We start from the raw sequence: 18828 nt of genomic DNA, 5'->3' as shown, positions 1-18828 counted from the left end.
TACACTGGGAGTTACCATGTCTAAGCCTCTGGCGTTAACTGAGCTGGTTTTACGCGATGCACATCAGTCCTTACTGGCAACCCGCATGCGCATTGAAGATATGTTACCGATTGCCGAAAAGCTGGATAAGGTCGGTTACTGGTCTGTCGAGTCCTGGGGCGGCGCGACCTTTGACAGTTGTATTCGGTATCTTGGGGAAGATCCCTGGGAGCGTATCCGTAAATTAAAGGCGGCCATGCCTAATACACGCCAGCAGATGTTGTTACGTGGTCAGAACCTGCTGGGATATCGCCACTACGCAGACGACGTAGTGACACGTTTTGTTGAACGCGCACATGAGAACGGTGTCGACGTTTTCCGCATCTTTGATGCAATGAACGATGTCCGCAACCTGCAAACTGCAGTCAAAGCGGCAGTTGATTGCGGCGCGCACGCGCAAGGCACAATTTCCTACACGGTCAGTCCCGTCCATAATCTCTCTCTCTGGCTGGAAATGGCGAAAAAGCTGGAAGATATGGGCGTGCACTCGATTTGCATAAAAGATATGGCCGGATTGCTCAAGCCTTATGACTGCGAAGCATTAATCAACGGATTAAAAGACACAGTATCTGTGCCTATCGCTATGCAATGTCATGCTACCACCGGTTTATCCACGGCCACTTACCAGAAAGCGATTGATGCTGGTATTGATATGCTGGATACCGCCATTTCTTCTATGAGCATGACCTATGGTCACTCTGCTACCGAGACGTTGGTAGCGATGGTAGAGGGAACAGAGCGTGATACCGGTTTGTCGTTGCCTGAACTTGAAGAGATTGCCAGCTATTTCCGTGATGTACGCAAGAAGTACGCAAAGTTTGAAGGCAGCCTGAAAGGTGTTGATGCGCGTATCCTGCTGGCTCAGGTCCCGGGTGGCATGCTGACCAATATGGAGAGTCAGCTTAAAGAACAAAACGCACAGGATAAGTTTGATGAGGTATTAAAAGAGATCCCTCGGGTACGTGAAGATCTTGGCTTCATTCCTTTGGTTACACCTACCTCTCAAATAGTGGGCACACAATCGGTGCTGAATGTCCTCACTGGCGAGCGTTATAAAAGTATTACCAAAGAAACCGCCGGCGTGCTGAAAGGCGAATATGGTGCCACCGCGGCACCGGTGAATGACGAGTTACAGGCGCGGATATTGGATGGTGAAGCACCCATCACCTGTCGTCCTGCCGACAATATTGCGCCGGAAATGGATAAGCTGACAGACGAACTTAAAGAACTGGCTCAGGAAAAATCTATCACGCTGGCTGACGAGCAGGTTGATGACGTACTCACGTACGCGTTGTTCCCGCAAATCGGCCTGAAGTTTCTTGAAAACCGCAATAATCCGGACGCGTTTGAGCCAGCTCCTGGCAACGAACCGGAAGAGGCTCCGGCCTCCGCCGCAAAAGCGAATACCAGTGCGCAGGGAAATAGCAGCTACGATGTAAAAGTTGACGGGAAAGTGTATCAGGTTGAGGTTGCCGCCTCCGGCACACTTACCAGCGTTAAACCTGCAAATGACAACTCTCAGGAAAATGCAGCGCCAGCGCCGTCAGGTGACGCACAGCATATTGATGCACCGCTATCAGGCAACGTGTTCAAGATCCTCGTTCAGGCAGGTGACGCTGTCGAAGAAGGGGATGTTGTGATGATCCTTGAGGCCATGAAAATGGAAACTGAAATCCGCAGTGCTTACACGGGAACGGTTTCTGAAGTCCTGGCGAAAGAGGGCGAGGCTGTTGCCAGCGGTCAGCCGCTGATCGCACTGGGGTAATTAATGGATAAGTTAAGTATTCTCTGGAACAGTACGGCGCTGGCGCACTTTGAGTCAGGTCAGCTGGTGATGATGGCGGTAGGGTGTCTGTTACTCTACCTCGCGATTGTCAAAAAATTCGAGCCACTGCTGTTGCTTCCTATTGGTTTTGGGGCGTTGCTCACGAATATACCGCTGGCGGGCTTTACGGAAGTCGGTGGTCTGCTTTATTACATCTATAAAATCGGCATTGATACCGGTGTGTTTCCACTACTCATCTTTATGGGAGTGGGGGCGATGACCGATTTCGGGGCGCTAATTGCTAACCCGAAAATGTTGCTGCTGGGCGCGGCTGCGCAATTTGGTATTTTCGCCACGCTTTTTGGTGCTATCGCGCTGAACATGGTTCCCGGTTTTGAGTTCACGTTGAAGGATGCGAGCGCCATTGCCATCATAGGTGGTGCTGACGGACCCACGGCGATATTCCTGGCGTCCCGGTTAGCACCAGATCTGCTGGGCGCCATTGCGGTTGCCGCATACTCTTATATGGCGCTGGTGCCGATTATCCAACCGCCCATTATGAAAGCGTTGACGACGCCAGAGGAACGCAAAATACAAATGGCGCAACTACGCCCTGTATCGCGTCGAGAGAAGATTATTTTCCCACTGGCTGTTCTTATCCTTACGATTCTCTTTTTGCCGTCAGCGACGCCCCTGGTAGGCATGTTTTGCTTTGGTAACCTGATGAAAGAGTGTGGTGTGGTGGAACGTCTGAGTAAAACTGCACAAAATGAGCTTATAAACGTAGTCACTATCTTTCTCGGACTTGCGGTGGGCTCTAAATTATCTGCAGAAGCGTTTCTTACCGTTGAGACGCTGGGTATTCTTGGACTGGGAGCGGTTGCATTCGGTATCGGCACAGCAACCGGTGTGATCATGGCGAAAGTCATGAGCCGGCTTTCCGGCGGAGCGATTAATCCGCTAATTGGTGCCGCAGGTGTATCGGCAGTGCCGATGGCAGCCCGCGTAGTGAATAAAGTCGGTCTGGAGGCAAACCCGCATAACTTCCTGCTTATGCATGCAATGGGACCGAACGTAGCAGGCGTATTAGGCTCCGCTGTAGCCGCCGGCATTTTGTTAGCGCTGGTGGGCTAGCAACCCAACCTTTAATGTATTGGTGGCTTAAATGGCGTGCCCGCAAGGGGACTCCGTTTTTATTGCCTGTTGGGTAATGTAATTGGCACGAAAACGCCACTGGCAAATATCCTATGTGAACTAGCGCTTATCTCACATAAGACAGATTAAAGAAGAAAGAGATCAGCGCAGAGTTTGCTGCGGCACCAGCGATTGATAGGCCATAATCAGCTTTTTGGTGAGTTCATGCTGAGGCCACCTGAAAATGGTCTCCGTTTTGCCCGACTCAACAATTTCACCGTTTTCCATCACCACAATTCTATCGGCAATATGGCGGACAATGCCCAGATTGTGAGAAATGAAGATAAAAGCCAGGCCCATTTCCTGTTGCAGCTTGAGGATCAGGTTTACGGTTTGAGAACGAATGGAGGGATCGAGTGCCGCAAAGGGTTCATCTGCAACCAGGACTTTAGGTTGCAGCATAATAGAGCGGGCCAGCGCCACGCGCTGTTGCTGTCCATCTGACAGCATATGGCGGTAGTAGTAGTAATGTTCCCGCAGCAGTCCGACCTTTTTTAACGTCTCTTCGATGACTTTTTTGCGCTCAGTTTCAGACAGTCTGGTGTTAAGCCGAAGCGGCTCATCCAGGATCCGGCCAACCGGGATCCCAGGATTCATCGCTTCACTGCTGTGCTGAAAGATCATACGAATGTCATGTGTGCGGGATTGCTCTGTCGCGGACGTTTTCACCCGGGCATTATACAGCTCGTTATTAAGCAGAATTTCACCATCGTCAGCAGCCAGGGCCCCAACCAACAACTTAGCCAACAGCGACTTTCCGGCACGGTTTTCACCAATAATTGCAATGGTTTCACCGCGTTTCACGGTCATGTCGATAGGACCAAGCTTAAAAATTTCCGCACGCTTTAGCCAGCGTTTGGTATCGCTGTGCCGAAAAGTGAGTCCTTTTACCTGCATCACGTCTGTCATAACTTCTCCATGTGCAACGGGAAGTGACAATTATAAGTGTGATCGTGAATTCGACGAACAACAGGGGTAACAACGCAGTCGCGTTGTGCTCTTGGACAGCGCGGCCCTAAACGACAACCAATTGGCATATGCTGAAGGGGGGGAATAGTGCCCTCCAGTGTCGGCAGTGTGGATTTTGGCGGCAGGTTAGTCCGGAAACTTGGCGCACTATCCAGCAGCGCTTTGGTGTATGGATGAAGTGGGCGCTTACGCAGGTGTTTCATTTTGCCAGACTCAACTGTTTGTCCAGCATACAGTACGGTCATGGTATGAGACATACTGGCAATCGCAAGCAGGTCATGACTGACAAATAATATCGATAACGACTTGGTCTGATTCAAACGGGTGAATAATTTCAGAATTTGTGTTTTTGTCGTTGTTTCCATGCCCCGGGTGGGGTCATCGGCAATCAGCAGTTTGGGCTGAGAAACCAGCGCCATCGCAATCATAAATTTCTGACAGATGTCGGTAGGCACCTGGTGGGGATAGGCGCTTAGGTAGTGTTTGTGATATTTAATGCCAACCTTATGAACGGTGCTGACCGCAATTTTTTTACGGTGTTGTTTGCGTTGCCAGAACCAGCTGCCTTCGACAAATTCATCGGGGATCCCTTCTTCCAGCTGCTCGCCTAATGTTGCTGATGGATCCAGTGCCGTTACCGGGTTTTGAAACACCACGGCAATATCCCGACGCATGACTTCCCGACGCTCTTCAGCAGTCATGCTCAATAAACTTTCTCCTTTCCAGCTTAACCGGTCAGCGGTCAACCGCCACTGCCCTGGCAGCGCGCCGGAGATAGCAGACACTATCAGGCTCTTGCCTGAGCCAGACTCTCCGACCAACGCCCGAATTTCGCCACTGTTTACGGTAAGATTCACTTTATCCAGTGCCTTCACCATGCCCTGACCCGTATCGATTTCCAGCGTCAGGTTTTTAATGTCTAGCATTGGCATTAGTGGCTTAACCTCTTACGTAATGCTGAACGCAACCCGTCACCGACGATATTGATAGCCAGGACCATCAGGAAAATGGTTAGTCCTGGCAGGGCAACGTTCCAAGGGGCCAGATAGGCGACATCCAGACCGTCAGCCAGAATGGCACCCAGCTCAGGCAGGGGGGGCTGTGCACCCAAATTGAGAAATCCCAGCGCAGAGATGTCAATAACAGCGATAGACAGAGCCAGTGTGCCTTGCACTACCAGCATTTCAATCATGTTAGGCAAAATGGAGTTGAAAAAGATTTGTCGGTTACTGGCGCCGTCCAGACGGGATGCGAGTATGTATTCTTTTTTCATTTCTGCACGGACGAACGAGCGGGTGTGATGAATAAACTGGGGAATGAGTGCCAGGGTAATCGCCCACATACTATTTACCAGGCCGGTTCCGAGGATCGCCACAATAATGATCGCAATTAACAGGGTTGGAATTGCCATCAGGGCATCAAGCAGGTGATTGATAACACTGGAGCGTACTCCCCGCATCATTCCGGCAATAGTGCCGATAGTGACCCCTACCAGCATTGCCAGTAAGACCAAAATGATACTGCTGCCCAGCGTTACCCGGCAGCCATAGATAATTCTGGAGAAAACATCACGGCCCAGCGCATCCGTACCAAACAAATAGCTGATACTGCCGTTAACCTCCCAGCTTGGCGGGATGAGCAACGCATCAATGTTTTGCGCAATCGGATCGTGGGGAGCCACCAGAGGAGCAAACAGAGAAAAGAACAGAAATATGCCCAGGACGATCAACCCTACAAACGCGACATGGCTGCCACGAAACTCGTGCCACGTTCGCTGAAGTGGTGACGGATGATACTCTTCTTCGTAAAGACTAAACTGTGCCACGTTCGTATTTTTCCCTGCTGGGGTCGATGAGCCGGTTAAAAAGGTCGATGAGAATGGTCAGTGTAATGACCAGAGTAGATACCGCAAGCATACCGATTCTGAGGGCCGGATAGTCGCGCTGATAAATTGCCTGTATCAGCCAGTTCCCAATGCCTGGCCAGGAGAATAATGTCTCTACAATCATGGCATTGGTAATCAGCGTGGTAATCTGAATTGCCATAAGCGGCAGAATAGGAAGCAGGGCATTGCGCAGAATATGCCGAGAAAATATCTGCCATCGTGACAAACCGCGTGAACGGGCAGCAGTGATATAAGGGCGACTAAGCACATCGATTACGGAGCGCCGGGTTAGTCTGATCATGGCTGCAGTGGTGATAATAGCGATTGCCAGTGTTGGCAGCACCATGTGATGCAGCGCGTCACGAAATGCCAGGCCGCGGTCAATGCCATCGGCAAGCAAGGTGTCGATAAGAATAAAACCGGTGACGTTAGGGATATCGAAAAGCAGGCTGATCCTGCCAGACAAGGGGGCGATACCCAGTTCAAGGCTGAATACCAAAATGAACACCAGCGCCAGCCAGTAAACCGGAAAAGAATAACTGAAAAGGCTGATCGAATTAATGGTGTGATCAGCCGTCGTATAGCCTTTCATGCCGGCGTAGTAACCCACTGGAATACCAATAACGATAGCAATGAGCATAGCGTAGGTACTCAGCTCAATCGTGGCAGGCATCGCAATACCTATTTCATCGCGCAGCGGCAAACCAGAAATAAAACTGTAGCCCCAGTTACCACTAAGAAGCTGGCCGATATAATGAATAAACTGAAAGAAATAGCCCTGATCCAGCTTGTACTGCCGCGCTAACGCCTCACGCTGAATCTCATTCTGTGGCGTGATGCCGGAAAGGTTAGTCAGCACATCACCAGGAAACAGATACGCCAGCGAAAATGATAATGCAGCCAACACCAGCAGGGTCAGTACAAAGAGCGTGAGATATCGGGTAAGGATGGTAATCACTGTGCTTTTGAAACCCCGCCAAATCTAACGCCACCGTAAGGGTTAATGGTCATGCCCTCCAGCTCATCTCTGTAAGCTCTGTATCGATAAGCATGGGCTATCGGTACGATGGGTAGTTGCTCATAAAGTAATCGGTTTACTTGTTGGTAAATCGCCTTACGTTGCGCTGTATCTTCAGTTTGTAGCGCCTGATTCAGCAGCTTATCATAATCGTTATTACACCACATGGCGCGGTTCGTCCCTGAGGGGATAGCGCCGCAGCTGAGCAGCGGACGATAAAAGTTGTCCGGATCGCCGTTATCCGCTGACCAGCCAATCAATACCGAGTCATGAAGCCCTTCGCGTAAATGGCGACGGAACGTGGTCCAGTCATAGGTGACAATGGTGGCTCGAATTCCAACATCTGCCAGATAGCGCTGTATCAACTCTGCCATTTTAGCTGCATTTGGGTTATAGGCGCGTTCTACCGGTATTGCCCAAATTGTCATGGTAAAGCCCGGTTCTACACCGGCATCATCGAGTAGCTTGCGAGCCAATACGGGATTGTAAGCGGTATCGTCAGCATCAGCCTGATAGGCCCAGCTTGCCCCGGGCAACAGGGTTTTAGCTCTGGTCGCACTACCAAAATATACCGCTTCCAGAAGCGTGTTCTTATCAATTGCAAACGCGAGAGCACGGCGCACATCGGGGTTGTCGAAAGGAGGGCGTTGGGTGTTAAAGGCCCAGAATCCGATATTTAGCCCGGGCTTTTCTGCAAGCAGCAAGTTTTCCCGGTTGCGAATAATTTCAAGCTCAGTTTGCGCAGGAAAGGCAATTGCGTCGCACTCACTGGTAATCAGTTTGGCCAGGCGTAGTGAGCTTTTGGGAGTGATATCGTAAATCAGTTGTTCAGCGGTAACTTCATTTTTCCAATAGTTGTCGTTGCGCTGATACCGGATGTAGTGATCTTTACGGTAGCTGTCGAATTTAAAGGGGCCGGTGCCAATGGGGAAATGGTCAATTCGCTCAGGAACGCCACGATTCAAAAGGTGTTGAGCGTACTCTTCGGAGAGAATAACCGAGAAGTCGGTAGCAAGGTTTGCCAGAAACGAGCTGTCTCTGCGCTGCAATGTTATCTCGACCCGGTAACCATTAATTCTTGAAACACTGGCAATATTTTCAGCCAGTCCCAGGCTTTCGAAATAAGGATACCGTCCACCAGATACGTTGTGATATGGGTGTGAAGGCAATCGCCAGCGATTGATACTAAACAACACGTCGTCGGCATTGAATGTGCGGCTTGGCGTAAAGTATTCGGTGGTGTGAAAGTTGACGTCTTTTCTTAGCTGAAAAGTGTAAGTTAACCCGTCATCAGAAATCAGCCAGCTCTCTGCAAGGCTGGGTATGATGCGGCCGGTGTCTGGTTCGAAATCTAACAGTCGACCATAAATCTGATGGGAAGTGGCATCAGATGTAGTGCCGGACGTGTCCAGCTGGGGATTAAAGTTCACCGGGTTGCTTTCAGAGCAATACACAATACCAGACTGGTAAAACGAGTCCTGTGGACTCTTAGAGCACGCAGCGACGCACAGCGCAGTGGTCAGAATGACACAACAACGTCTGACAAAACCTGCAAACATGCTCAGGATCCCATTGATTCTGCGGAAGAGTCCAACAGATTATATTTCTTTAGATATCCTCGCAACTGATGATAAGTCAGACTGAGCTTTTCGGCGGTCTTTTTCTGGTTGTACTGACTGTCTTCCAGAGCCTGCTGAAGCATTTCTATCTCAAACTGCTGCGAACGCTCTTTCAGGTCAATGGGGTAGCTGAATGACTCTTGAGACGCTACCACTGACGGCTCGTTCGCCGCAATGGGCTCTGCAGCGTCGCTAGTCGCATCCGCAGCGACTGCCGGTGCAGGCGTGCTGATCCGGTCAGCTGTCTTAATACGTGACGTGGGACGGAAGGGGGAGTCAAATGGATCCAGCGCTATCTCATGAACCGGCAAATGCGGGTTATTCGTGCGATATACCGCTCTCTCAACGACGTTTTTTAATTCACGGATGTTGCCTGGCCAGTCGTATTCGAGCAGTGTGCGTTTTGCTTTCTCGGTGAAACCGCTGAAAAGCTCCATTTCCAGTTCGCGGGCCATATTGATAGCGAAATGCTCTGCCATCATCATAATGTCTTCACGGCGCTCGCGCAGAGGGGGAATGGTGATAACATCAAACGCCAGCCGGTCGAGCAAATCGGCGCGAAATTCGCCGGCGTCAGCCAATGCAGGTAAGTCTTCATTGGTGGCGGCAACTAAACGAACATCGGTTTTAATCGTTTTGCTTCCACCGACACGCTCAAACTCACCATACTCAATAACCCGGAGCAGTTTTTCCTGTATAAGACCTGAAGTATTGGCCAGTTCATCAAGAAATAACGTGCCGTTGTGGGCGACTTCAAACCGCCCTTCACGCCGCTTAGCCGCGCCGGTAAATGCGCCGGCCTCATAACCGAACAGCTCACTTTCTAACAGGCTTTCATTTAGTGCGGCACAGTTCAGCTTTATGTAGTTCTGATCCCAACGCTGTGAGAGATAATGCAGACGGGCTGCAATCAGTTCTTTACCCGTGCCTCGTTCACCTATCACCAGTACCGGCTTATTTAACGGGGCCAGTTGAGAAATTTGTTCCAGTACTTCCAGAAAACTGTTTGCCTGGCCCAGTAAATTATCCTGCTGTCGGTAGCGACTCATTAATTCCCTCAAAAGTTAGTCATTTCGACCAATTAGTAGTGTAGTTTAAAATGGCGTTAGATTCGACAACTATTTGCAAGAGAAAAAATTCTTAAATTACAACAGGATAAAAAAGGAGTGTGGTTGGCAAGCAATTTGAATAGTTATATCCAACGAATGCCATAGTGCATGTTTTCACCACGAGTTAGAGGTAAATATTATGGGTATCTTCTCGCGTTTCACTGACATAGTGAACTCAAATATCAACTCATTGCTGGATAAGGCTGAAGATCCTGAAAAAATGGTTCGCCTCATTATTCAGGAAATGGAAGACACGCTGGTTGAAGTGCGCTCTGCATCAGCAAAGACACTGGCCAGTAAGAAAGAGATTGTAGCGCAAATCAGTAAGTACGAAACGGATGCGGAAGACTGGGCTGCGAAAGCGGAACTGGCCCTGAGCAAAGATCGTGAAGATCTGGCTCGTGCCGCACTTCAGGAGAAGAAGAAGTCTGCAGAAGCTGCTGAAGCACTGAAAAAAGAGCTGGGAATTGTTGAAGAGCAAATTTCTAAGCTACAGGACGAAATCAGCCAGCTGCAGGAAAAACTGGCAGATGCGAAAGCACGTCAGAAAACCATCATCATGCGTCAGAAAACTGCGAGTTCGCGTTTGGAAGTTAAGCGCACGCTGGACAGCTCAAAAGTTGACAATGCGATGGGACGCTTCGAGCAGTATGAGCGTAAGATTGATGACCTGGAGTCACAAGTTGACGCTTATGATCTTGGCAAGAAGACGCTGCAGGATGAATTTGCCGATTTAGAAGCCGGTGATAAGATTGATGAAGAGCTTGCTGCTTTGAAAGCCAAAGTGAAAGGCGGCGATAAGAAGCCTGCAAAAGCAAAATCAAAATAAGAGTTTGTACCCCACGCGTCAGGATGACGCGGGTCAACACATCACCGTCTTAGAGGAGGTATGGTTATGGAAGAGGGAATTGTAGCTTTAGTTATCGCGCCGCTGATTATTTTCATGATTTTCGTCGCGCCTATCTGGCTTATTCTGCACTATCGCAGCAAGAAGCAGGTAAATCAGGGCTTAACGGCAGAGGAATATGCGTCGCTACAGGAGCTGGCAGATAAAGCTGAAAAGATGTCAGATCGCATAAAGACGCTGGAAGCTATCTTAGATAGTGAATCGCCAGAGTGGAGGAGCCGGGCATGAGACACAGCAGAACGCTTTACCGAGATACCGAGCACGCTCGTATCGCCGGAGTTTGCGCAGGAATAGCTAACTATTTTGGAATTGAGCGCTGGCTGGTAAGGATTCTGGCGGTCACAGGCTTTTTCCTCCTCGCAGGACCATTCATGCTGGTTGCTTATGTTGCAGGGTGGTTTATCCTGGACAAAAAGCCGCAAGGTCACGAGCCGGTTGTTACGAAAAAATCATCAAATGTGTTTCAGCATACCGGAAAAGGATGGAGAAACGTTATCTCAGCGGATGGTGATGATTCTCAGAAAGTCTCTGTTAAAACGAAGGTTTGGCAGGCCGGTGAACCCCCTAAGCAAGCGTTTCATGATATCAGCAAGCGATTTACTGAGGCTGAAAACCGTTTACGGAGTATGGAGCGTTATGTCACCTCCCGTGAATTTCAGCTAAACCGTGAGATTAGCAAGCTGTAACGTTTTTAGTACACCTCTGAAGGCAGCATCCCGCTGCCTTTTTTATTCCCTTCCTCAAAGAATCGTTACTGATATGTAAATTTGGTGTTACGCCGGTTGCGTAGCCTGAAAGTAAAGCGGGGCTTCTGCGCTGCCGTATTTTCATTAGACTAGCTCTCATCCTATGTCACGAAATGAAAGGTTTTGCTAAATGGGTAAAACGACGCAGTATAAGTCGCGAAGTTCAGACGAGAACGGCATCATCCACTGGAGCGATGAAGAAAATCAGATTTGGTCAGAGCTGTATGCTCGCCAGATTGATCTTATTAAGGGCCGGGCATGTCAGCAATATCTGGATGGGCTGGAGCTGGTTGGATTGTCTGAAAATGAAATCCCGCAGTTGCCAGATATTGATAAAGTACTGATGCGTGAGACCGGATGGCAAACTGCCGAAGTGCCTGCACTTATCAACTTTACCGAGTTTTTTCGCCTGCTGGCGAACAAGCAGTTTCCGGTAGCGACCTTTATTCGTACTCGCGAAGAGTTCGATTACCTGCAGGAACCGGATATCTTTCATGAAGTCTTCGGGCATTGTCCGTTGTTGACCAATCCGGCCTTTGCGCATTTCACTCACACCTATGGCAAATTAGGTCTGGCGGCGAGTAAAGAAGACCGCGTGTACCTGGCTCGTCTTTACTGGTTCACCGTCGAATTCGGTCTGGTGAAAACCGGAGATGGTCTGCGTATATATGGTGGCGGGATCCTGTCCTCTCCCGGAGAGACAATTTACGCACTGGAAAGTGATACGCCTCAACGCCATCCACTAACACCACTGGATGCACTCAGAACGCCGTATCGTATCGATATCATGCAGCCGCTGTATTATATTCTTGACCAGTTTGACGATCTGTTTTCGCTGGCAGAAATGGATATCATGAGCCTGGTGACTGAAGCCAAAAAGCTGGGATTATACGAGCCACTGTTTCCGCCGAAAGAAAAGCAGGCAAGCTGACCAATATTGTTGTAACAACAATACTCTGAATAGCGTGTCCGGCGAGCTCTGCACCGGACACTCAACCCCCCCGATTTCCCTTCGTAAAAGTAACAAAGTATTGGTTCTTAGTTATAAAGTTGTGATAAGCTGTAAAAATAACTTTACATAAGAATTGGTTATGCGCTTAGAAATAATATGCCAGGACCGCCTGGGCATCACACAGGATGTATTAGATATCCTGGTTACACATGAAATCGACCTGCGCGGAATTGAAATCGATCCTGCAGGAAAAATCTTTCTCAATTTCCCGAATATCGAATTCGCCGACTTTCAGCATCTGATGCCACAGATCCGGCGAATCGATGGCATTGATGACGTCAAAACGACCCCTTTCATGCCTGGTGAAAGAGAAAAGAATCAAATTTCTGCCATCCTGCGCACGTTACCCGATCCGGTGTTTTCTATTGATACAAAAGGCCAGGTGCTGATGTGCAATGAAGCGGTTACCAGTGGTCTGGAAATGAGTTTTACAGAAATTGCTGGCGCTGAAATTGCCGATCTGGTCAAAGGCTTCAATTTTGGGCGCTGGATGGAATCGAAGAAACCCGAGCATCAGACAGCAAAAGTAAAGTTTATACAGCAGGATTATCTGGCAGACGTGCTGCCAATCTATGTGCCAGATGGCGATAACAACCCCATTATGGCTGGCGCTGTGGTTATTCTGAAATCTGAACTTCGGCTAGGCCAACAGTTCAGCGCTTTCCATCAACCGGAAACGGACAGCTTTGAGCGATTCATTACCGCGTCATCCGCGATGCGGAAAACGGTGAAAGAAGCGAAGCAAGTCGCGGATCTGGATGCGCCAATTCTGATTTTTGGTGAGACCGGAACCGGAAAAGAAATGATTGCCCGGGCCTGTCATCAGGCAAGCCGTCGTAATGGCGGTGAATTTCTGGCATTAAACTGTGCGTCATTGCCGGACAGTGTGGCTGAAACCGAATTGTTTGGTTACGCCGCTGGTGCATACAATCAGCCAGATGGAAAAGCCGGGCTGCTGGAGCTGGCAAAAGGCGGGACACTGCTTCTGGATGAAATCGCAGATATGTCGGCACAGCTGCAGGCTAAGCTGTTAAGAGTGCTGGAAGACGGTGAATTCAGGCGCGTGGGTGATAATAAGCCGGTAGAAGTTGATGTTCGCTTTGTCTGTACCACCTGCCGCGATTTAGGCCAGTTAGTAGAAGAGGGGCGCTTCAGAAAAGAGCTGTATTACCGTCTGAATGTACTGAGTCTGATGATGCCATCACTGAAAGAACGTCGCGCCGATATTGTTCCGCTTGCTGAAACCTTCATATTGCAACACAGCGGAAAACTCGGTCGCCGTCCGGCAAAGTTGAGCAAGTCCTGTGTTGAGTATCTACAGCAATACCCCTGGCCGGGCAATGTGCGTCAGCTTCAGAATGCGCTGTATCGTGCATTGTCGCTGTTGGACGGTAATGAGATCACCAAAGAAGATATTCAGTTACCCAGTTGTGCCCCCAGCGTAACTTACATCGATGAGAACTTTGATGGCACGCTGGATGAAGAAGTGAAGAAGTTTGAAAAAGACCTGCTTCGTCGTCTTTATCCGTCTTATCCCAGTACCCGTCAGTTGGCGAAAAAGCTTGGTTTGAGCCATACCGCCATTGCTAACAAGCTGCGCGAATATGGCATCAATAAAGGCACTGTAAAATTTTAGGTACGGTTTGTCACTTCAGCTTTACGCCTTACAGCCTTTGTGAGGCGTGATTTACCGCGTCATTTTCATTTCTTTCCCTCTGTTCATTTTTCTATACGCTTTTTACCAGCCGTTTGCCAATAGCCATGTGATGCCGCGCTCTTCTCTGTATGTAAAAAATGATGCCTAGTATGCAAAAGAATTGTTAAGACGCATGGCAACATTCGTTATTGCCGTGCTCTTTACGCGAAGGAGCATAAAAATGACAACGACTGATTACTCTTACAATCCACTGGGCACTGATGGCTTTGAATTTGTTGAATACACAGCGGCAGACGAAAAAGGAATAAACGACCTGAAAGCGCTGTTTTCTTCATTAGGATTTGCTGAAGTTGCGCAACATAAATCCAAGCGGGTCTGGCTGTTTAAGCAGGGTGATATCAACTTCATCGTTAATGCCGAACCTGCCTCTCAGGCAGAAGAGTTCGCGCGTCTGCGTGGACCAAGTGTTTGCGGTATGGCTTTCCGCGTAAAAGATGCGGGGAAGGCGCTGAAGCATGCGCTGGAAAATGGTGCTAAACAATTCGTGGGTAATTTAGGCCCGATGGAACTGAACATCCCGGCTGTATACGGCATTGGTGAAAGCACACTGTACTTTGTCGACCGCTACCAAGAGCAAAATATTTACGAGGTCGACTTCAACTTTTATGACGGCTGGGAAGAAAAATTAAAAGAAACCAGCGCGGGGCTGGAAGTATTGGATCACCTGACGCACAACGTGCGCCGCGGCAATATGGCGGTATGGGCAGATTTCTACGAGCGCATCGGTAACTTCCGTGAAATTCGCTACTTCGATATCGAAGGCAAACTTACCGGCCTGGTAAGCAAAGCGATGACGTCACCGTGCGGCAAAATCCGTATTCCTATCAATGAGTCGTCAGACGATAAGTCACAGATTGAAGAGTTCATTAAAGAATACAATGGTGAAGGTATTCAGCATATTGCCTTGTCTACCGACGACATTTATCAAACGGTTCGCGATCTGAAAGCACGTGGCATGGCATTCATGGATACGCCGGATACCTACTATGAGCAGGTCAACAACCGAGTGGAAGGCCATGGTGAAGATCTGGACAAGCTGCATGAGCTGAAGATCCTTATTGACGGTGCACCGATGAAAGACGGGATCCTGCTTCAGATATTTACTGATACCGTTATCGGGCCGGTGTTCTTTGAAATTATTCAGCGCAAAGGCAACGAAGGTTTTGGCGAAGGTAACTTCAAAGCGCTGTTCGAGTCTATCGAGCAGGATCAAATCCGTCGTGGCGTAATCAACGAGAAACAAGATGCGTAACTGGATTAAATTCCCTGCCGCGCAGGGAACCCACTCCCGACAGGCGCATGCGGATTTTCCGCAAGAGGGAATTTATGAGCGTGAACTGGGCCGAAATGGTTTCTTTGGTCCGGCTACACATATGCATCATAAGCATGCACCTACCGGCTGGGTAGAGTGGGAGGGCGATTTGCGTCCTCGTGCCTTCGACTTGAATCAACTGGAAGAAAAGGCCAGTTCACCTGCCACTAACAGCCCGTTTGATGCGCCGGTAATCCTGTTTAATGCGCATTGCCAGTATCGTCTGTGGCATTGTTCAGAACCGATGACCACACTGGCACGCAACGCCGATGGTGATGACTTGCTCTTCATTCATGAAGGGGAAGGCGACCTGTTCTGTGACTATGGTCACATGAAGGTGGTGCAGGGTGACTATGTGGTATTGCCACGCTCGACAATGTGGCGACTGTCTCCGCATCAGCCGATGCAGATCCTGCTGATAGAAGCTACGAACGACAGCTATCAGCTGCCGGATAAAGGCATGCTGGGCGGACACGCTATTTTTGATCCGGCGGTACTGGATATTCCGCAGATCAATGATACGTTCCTGGCGCAACAAGACGAGAACACCTGGCATGTAGAGGTGAAGCGACATCAGGCGCGTTCACGTATCACCTATCCATTCAATCCGCTGGATGCTGTTGGCTGGCATGGTGATTTGTCTGTCGTAAGGCTGAACTGGCGGGATATCCGCCCGCTGATGAGCCATCGCTATCATTTACCGCCGTCGGCGCATACCACTTTTGTGGCGTCGCGCTTCGTTGTATGCACCTTTGTGCCCCGTCCTATTGAGAGTGACCCGGGTGCATTGAAAGTGCCGTTTTATCACAACAACGACGATTATGATGAAGTGCTTTTTTATCATGAAGGCGATTTCTTTAGCCGGGACAATATAGAGAGAGGCATGGTGACTTTTCACCCTGCCGGGTTTACTCACGGTCCGCACCCTAAAGCGTTTGCAGCTGGTATGGCACATAAGAAGACATTTACCGACGAGGTCGCAGTCATGCTGGATACCCGCGACGCCCTGATGTTTTCTGACGATGCTGCCAAGGTAGAAAATCCCGATTATGTATACAGCTGGCGTGCCGACGATAAAAAATAAGGAAGACTATGAAATTCGCAACATATAAAAATGATTCCCGTGACGGCCAGTTAATGCTGGTGTCCCGCGATTTGAGCCGGACGTGTGAAGTCTCAGACATTGCTTCTACACTCCAGCAAGCGCTGGATGACTGGAAAAACCTGGCGCCTAAACTGGAAGCCCGTTATCAGGAATTAAATGATAATCTCATCGACAGCGTACCGTTTCAGGAAACTCGCTGTGAATCGCCATTACCCCGGGCTTATCAGTGGGCGGATGGCAGCGCTTACGTGAATCACGTCGAGCTGGTTCGCAAAGCGCGTGGCGCAGAAATGCCGGAGAGTTTCTGGACCGACCCGTTAATGTATCAGGGGGGCTCGGATGACTTTATAGGCCCCAATGAAGACATTATTCTGCCTAACGACGAGTGGGGAATTGATTTTGAAGGGGAAGTGGCTGTTGTGACTGACGATGTGCCCATGGCCTGTTCTGCAGACGAGGCAGCCTCGCGTATTCGTTTGCTGATGCTGGTGAATGATGTGTCACTGCGCGGACTGATTCCCGGCGAGCTGGGCAAGGGCTTTGGATTCTTCCAGTCGAAGCCTGCCTCAAGTTTCTCACCGGTAGCGGTAACACCGGATGAACTGGGTGAAGCGTGGAAAGACAATAAAGTTCACCTTCCGCTACGCTCTACCTATAACGGCGCATTGTTTGGCAAGCCTGAAGCGGGTGAAGATATGACTTTCGACTTTGGGCAACTGGTTGCCCATGCCGCGAAATCCCGCAACCTGGGCGCGGGTGCCATCATCGGCTCCGGCACCGTATCTAACAAGCAGGGTACTGACCATGGTTCTGCTATCAGTGAAGGTGGCGTGGGGTATTCCTGTATTGCAGAAGTACGGATGATTGAAACGATCCGTGACGGTAAGCCGTCGACACCGTTTATGCAGTTTGGGGATCGCATTCGCATTGAGATGCTGGACGCAGCCGGAAATTCTGTTTTCGGAGCGATAGAGCAGCAGGTCAAGCCGCTGAACTAAGACTATAATCAGAGCATGGTGGATAGGATCGCCATGCTCTGTGCAGGCTTTGTGGAGTAACACTATGAGTCTTACGTTATACAGTTACTGGCGCTCTACTGCGTCATACCGAACGCGAATCGCACTGAATCTGAAAGGACTGGAGTACGAGATTAAACCCGTGCATCTGGTCAAAGATGGCGGGGAGCAGCATCTTGAATCCTACCATCGTCTGAATCCTGCTGAGTTGGTTCCCACGCTGGTGGATGAAGACGAAGACATAATTCTGAATCAGTCACTCAGTATCATCACGTTTCTGGATGAGCGCTATCCTGAACCCTATCGGCTATTACCGCAACATGCTGTTGAAAAAGCCCGGGTGACCGCATTGGCACAGGATATTGCCTGCGAAATTCAGCCAATTTGCAATTTGCGTGTGCTTAATGCGCTGAAATCCCGATACGGGGCCTCGCAGGACAATGTCTCGCAGTGGGCGGCATACTGGATAGAGCAGGGGTTTAAAGGAATAGAGCAACGCTTACAGACGCAGGCCGGAAAGTACTGCTTCGATTTTGATGTCACGCTGGCAGACGTATGTCTTGTGCCACAGGTCTATAATGCAAACCGGTTTGGCGTAGATATGGGGAATTTCCCGTTAATCAGTAAAATCGCAGATAACTGTAATCAGTTAGAAGCGTTTCAGAACGCAGCGCCTGAAAATCAGCCGGACGCCCCCCGGTAGTCAGAACAAGTTAAAAAAAAGCGCCATCTGGCGCTTTTTTCATTTGAGGGTGCTCGTTATGTATAGTGCTGACACGCTTCACATTATCAGCGATGGTATCAGTGGTATGCCTGCGCGAAAATAGACCATCAGCCTCTCTAACAGCCTCAACCACGTAGATGCTGCCTAGCTTTTGATGCAAACAAGTTACTGGTTCTTTATTGGCAGTTCAGTAGTGTTTTTCACCTGCTTTAATGCGAAGGTCGAGCTTAAATGGTCTACCAGGGGCAGGTGAGTCAGTTTGTTCTTGAGCAGATACTCATACTCCTCGATGCTCTCCACGATGACCTTAAGCAAGTAATCTTTCTCGCCGCTGGTGGTATGACATTCTACGATCTCATCAATCGACTGTACTGCATTTTCGAAATCTGTCAGTGAGTCACCGTCATGATTCTTCAGAGTCACGTAAATGAAAACCGATACGCCCAAATTCAGTTTTTTGCTGTTCAGCAACGTTACTTTCTTCAGGATAATGCCATCGGCTTCCATGCGTTTTACACGACGCCAGCATGGGGTATGAGAGAGGCCAACCTGCTGACTCAGATCGGCCATGGATACAGTTGCATCCTGCTGTAAAACGCGAAGGATCTCGCGGTCAAACTTGTCGAGTTTCATTAACGGCTATTCCACACTAATTATGATGGCTATTATATATTAAAATTATTTATAGGAT

18 protein-coding genes are annotated in these 18828 nt (G+C 49.4%); 11 read left to right on the top strand and 7 right to left on the bottom strand.

Annotated elements, in window-relative coordinates:
- Window positions 1-16 precede the first annotated feature (16 nt).
- Together oadA and JKP77_RS08555 are read left to right on the top strand one after the other, a co-directional pair.
- The gene (gene oadA, locus JKP77_RS08560) at window positions 17-1804 is read left to right on the top strand and encodes a sodium-extruding oxaloacetate decarboxylase subunit alpha (RefSeq protein WP_218310770.1); all 1788 of its coding nucleotides are present in this window, start codon (window positions 17-19) and stop codon (window positions 1802-1804) included.
- A gap of 3 nt (window positions 1805-1807) precedes the next feature.
- Complete coding sequence (locus tag JKP77_RS08555) at window positions 1808-2938, top strand: sodium ion-translocating decarboxylase subunit beta (RefSeq protein ID WP_218310769.1); 1131 nt, start codon at window positions 1808-1810, stop codon at window positions 2936-2938.
- 162 nt (window positions 2939-3100) lie between these two features.
- On the opposite strand, the gene JKP77_RS08550 is transcribed toward JKP77_RS08555, so the two are convergent.
- From JKP77_RS08550 to pspF, 6 genes are read right to left on the bottom strand one after another with little or no spacing between them, the layout of a single operon-like run.
- Window positions 3101-3907, bottom strand: a complete 807-nt coding sequence (locus JKP77_RS08550; RefSeq protein ID WP_218310768.1) for an ATP-binding cassette domain-containing protein — start codon at window positions 3905-3907, stop codon at window positions 3101-3103.
- On the bottom strand, window positions 3904-4899 hold the full coding sequence (locus JKP77_RS08545) for a peptide ABC transporter ATP-binding protein (protein ID WP_218310767.1): 996 nt from the start codon (window positions 4897-4899) through the stop codon (window positions 3904-3906). Before JKP77_RS08545 ends, JKP77_RS08550 begins: the two co-directional genes overlap by 4 nt.
- A complete protein-coding gene (locus JKP77_RS08540; protein WP_218310766.1) occupies window positions 4899-5792 on the bottom strand; it encodes an ABC transporter permease subunit in 894 nt (297 codons plus the stop codon). Before JKP77_RS08540 ends, JKP77_RS08545 begins: the two co-directional genes overlap by 1 nt.
- Window positions 5779-6810, bottom strand: a complete 1032-nt coding sequence (locus JKP77_RS08535) for an ABC transporter permease subunit (protein ID WP_218310765.1) — start codon at window positions 6808-6810, stop codon at window positions 5779-5781. Before JKP77_RS08535 ends, JKP77_RS08540 begins: the two co-directional genes overlap by 14 nt.
- Window positions 6807-8429, bottom strand: coding sequence for an ABC transporter substrate-binding protein SapA (sapA, locus tag JKP77_RS08530; RefSeq protein WP_218310764.1), 1623 nt, complete (start codon window positions 8427-8429; stop codon window positions 6807-6809). Before sapA ends, JKP77_RS08535 begins: the two co-directional genes overlap by 4 nt.
- A gap of 2 nt (window positions 8430-8431) precedes the next feature.
- Entirely contained in the window at window positions 8432-9538 is a 1107-nt protein-coding gene (gene pspF / locus JKP77_RS08525) for a phage shock protein operon transcriptional activator (protein ID WP_218310763.1), read from the bottom strand.
- Window positions 9539-9737: 199 nt separating this feature from the next.
- Between pspF and pspA the strand changes: the two genes are divergently transcribed.
- The 9 genes from pspA to maiA all read left to right on the top strand — a co-directional run bounded on the left by pspA (window position 9738) and on the right by maiA (window position 18116).
- Window positions 9738-10427 (top strand): phage shock protein PspA, encoded by a 690-nt coding sequence (gene pspA, locus JKP77_RS08520; protein WP_218310762.1) that lies wholly within the window; start codon window positions 9738-9740, stop codon window positions 10425-10427.
- Window positions 10428-10493: 66 nt separating this feature from the next.
- Window positions 10494-10733 (top strand): envelope stress response membrane protein PspB, encoded by a 240-nt coding sequence (gene pspB, locus JKP77_RS08515; RefSeq protein ID WP_218310761.1) that lies wholly within the window; start codon window positions 10494-10496, stop codon window positions 10731-10733.
- Window positions 10730-11191 carry an envelope stress response membrane protein PspC gene (pspC, locus tag JKP77_RS08510; protein WP_218310760.1) on the top strand — a complete coding sequence of 154 codons (462 nt, stop codon included), beginning with the start codon at window positions 10730-10732 and terminating at the stop codon, window positions 11189-11191. Before pspB ends, pspC begins: the two co-directional genes overlap by 4 nt.
- A 190-nt stretch (window positions 11192-11381) precedes the next feature.
- A complete protein-coding gene (gene phhA, locus JKP77_RS08505) occupies window positions 11382-12182 on the top strand; it encodes a phenylalanine 4-monooxygenase (protein WP_218310759.1) in 801 nt (266 codons plus the stop codon).
- 160 nt (window positions 12183-12342) lie between these two features.
- On the top strand, window positions 12343-13899 hold the full coding sequence (gene tyrR / locus JKP77_RS08500) for a transcriptional regulator TyrR (protein ID WP_218310758.1): 1557 nt from the start codon (window positions 12343-12345) through the stop codon (window positions 13897-13899).
- A 241-nt stretch (window positions 13900-14140) separates the two neighbouring features.
- A complete protein-coding gene (gene hppD / locus JKP77_RS08495; protein WP_218310757.1) occupies window positions 14141-15232 on the top strand; it encodes a 4-hydroxyphenylpyruvate dioxygenase in 1092 nt (363 codons plus the stop codon).
- A complete protein-coding gene (locus JKP77_RS08490; protein WP_218310756.1) occupies window positions 15225-16376 on the top strand; it encodes a homogentisate 1,2-dioxygenase in 1152 nt (383 codons plus the stop codon). Before hppD ends, JKP77_RS08490 begins: the two co-directional genes overlap by 8 nt.
- 8 nt (window positions 16377-16384) lie before the next feature.
- Entirely contained in the window at window positions 16385-17395 is a 1011-nt protein-coding gene (locus JKP77_RS08485) for a fumarylacetoacetate hydrolase family protein (RefSeq protein ID WP_218310755.1), read from the top strand.
- A 64-nt stretch (window positions 17396-17459) separates the two neighbouring features.
- Window positions 17460-18116: a maleylacetoacetate isomerase gene (gene maiA, locus JKP77_RS08480; protein ID WP_218310754.1), complete on the top strand. Its 657-nt coding sequence runs from the start codon at window positions 17460-17462 to the stop codon at window positions 18114-18116.
- Between the two features lie 186 nt (window positions 18117-18302).
- Here the strand turns inward: maiA and JKP77_RS08475 are convergent, their stop codons facing one another.
- On the bottom strand, window positions 18303-18770 hold the full coding sequence (locus tag JKP77_RS08475; RefSeq protein WP_218310753.1) for an Lrp/AsnC family transcriptional regulator: 468 nt from the start codon (window positions 18768-18770) through the stop codon (window positions 18303-18305).
- Between the last annotated feature and the right edge of the window lie 58 nt (window positions 18771-18828).

It is taken from the genome of Alteromonas antoniana, from assembly GCF_019249295.1.
Taxonomy (GTDB): Bacteria; Pseudomonadota; Gammaproteobacteria; order Enterobacterales; family Alteromonadaceae; genus Alteromonas; species Alteromonas antoniana.
This window is presented reverse-complemented; position numbering and strand designations above follow the sequence as displayed.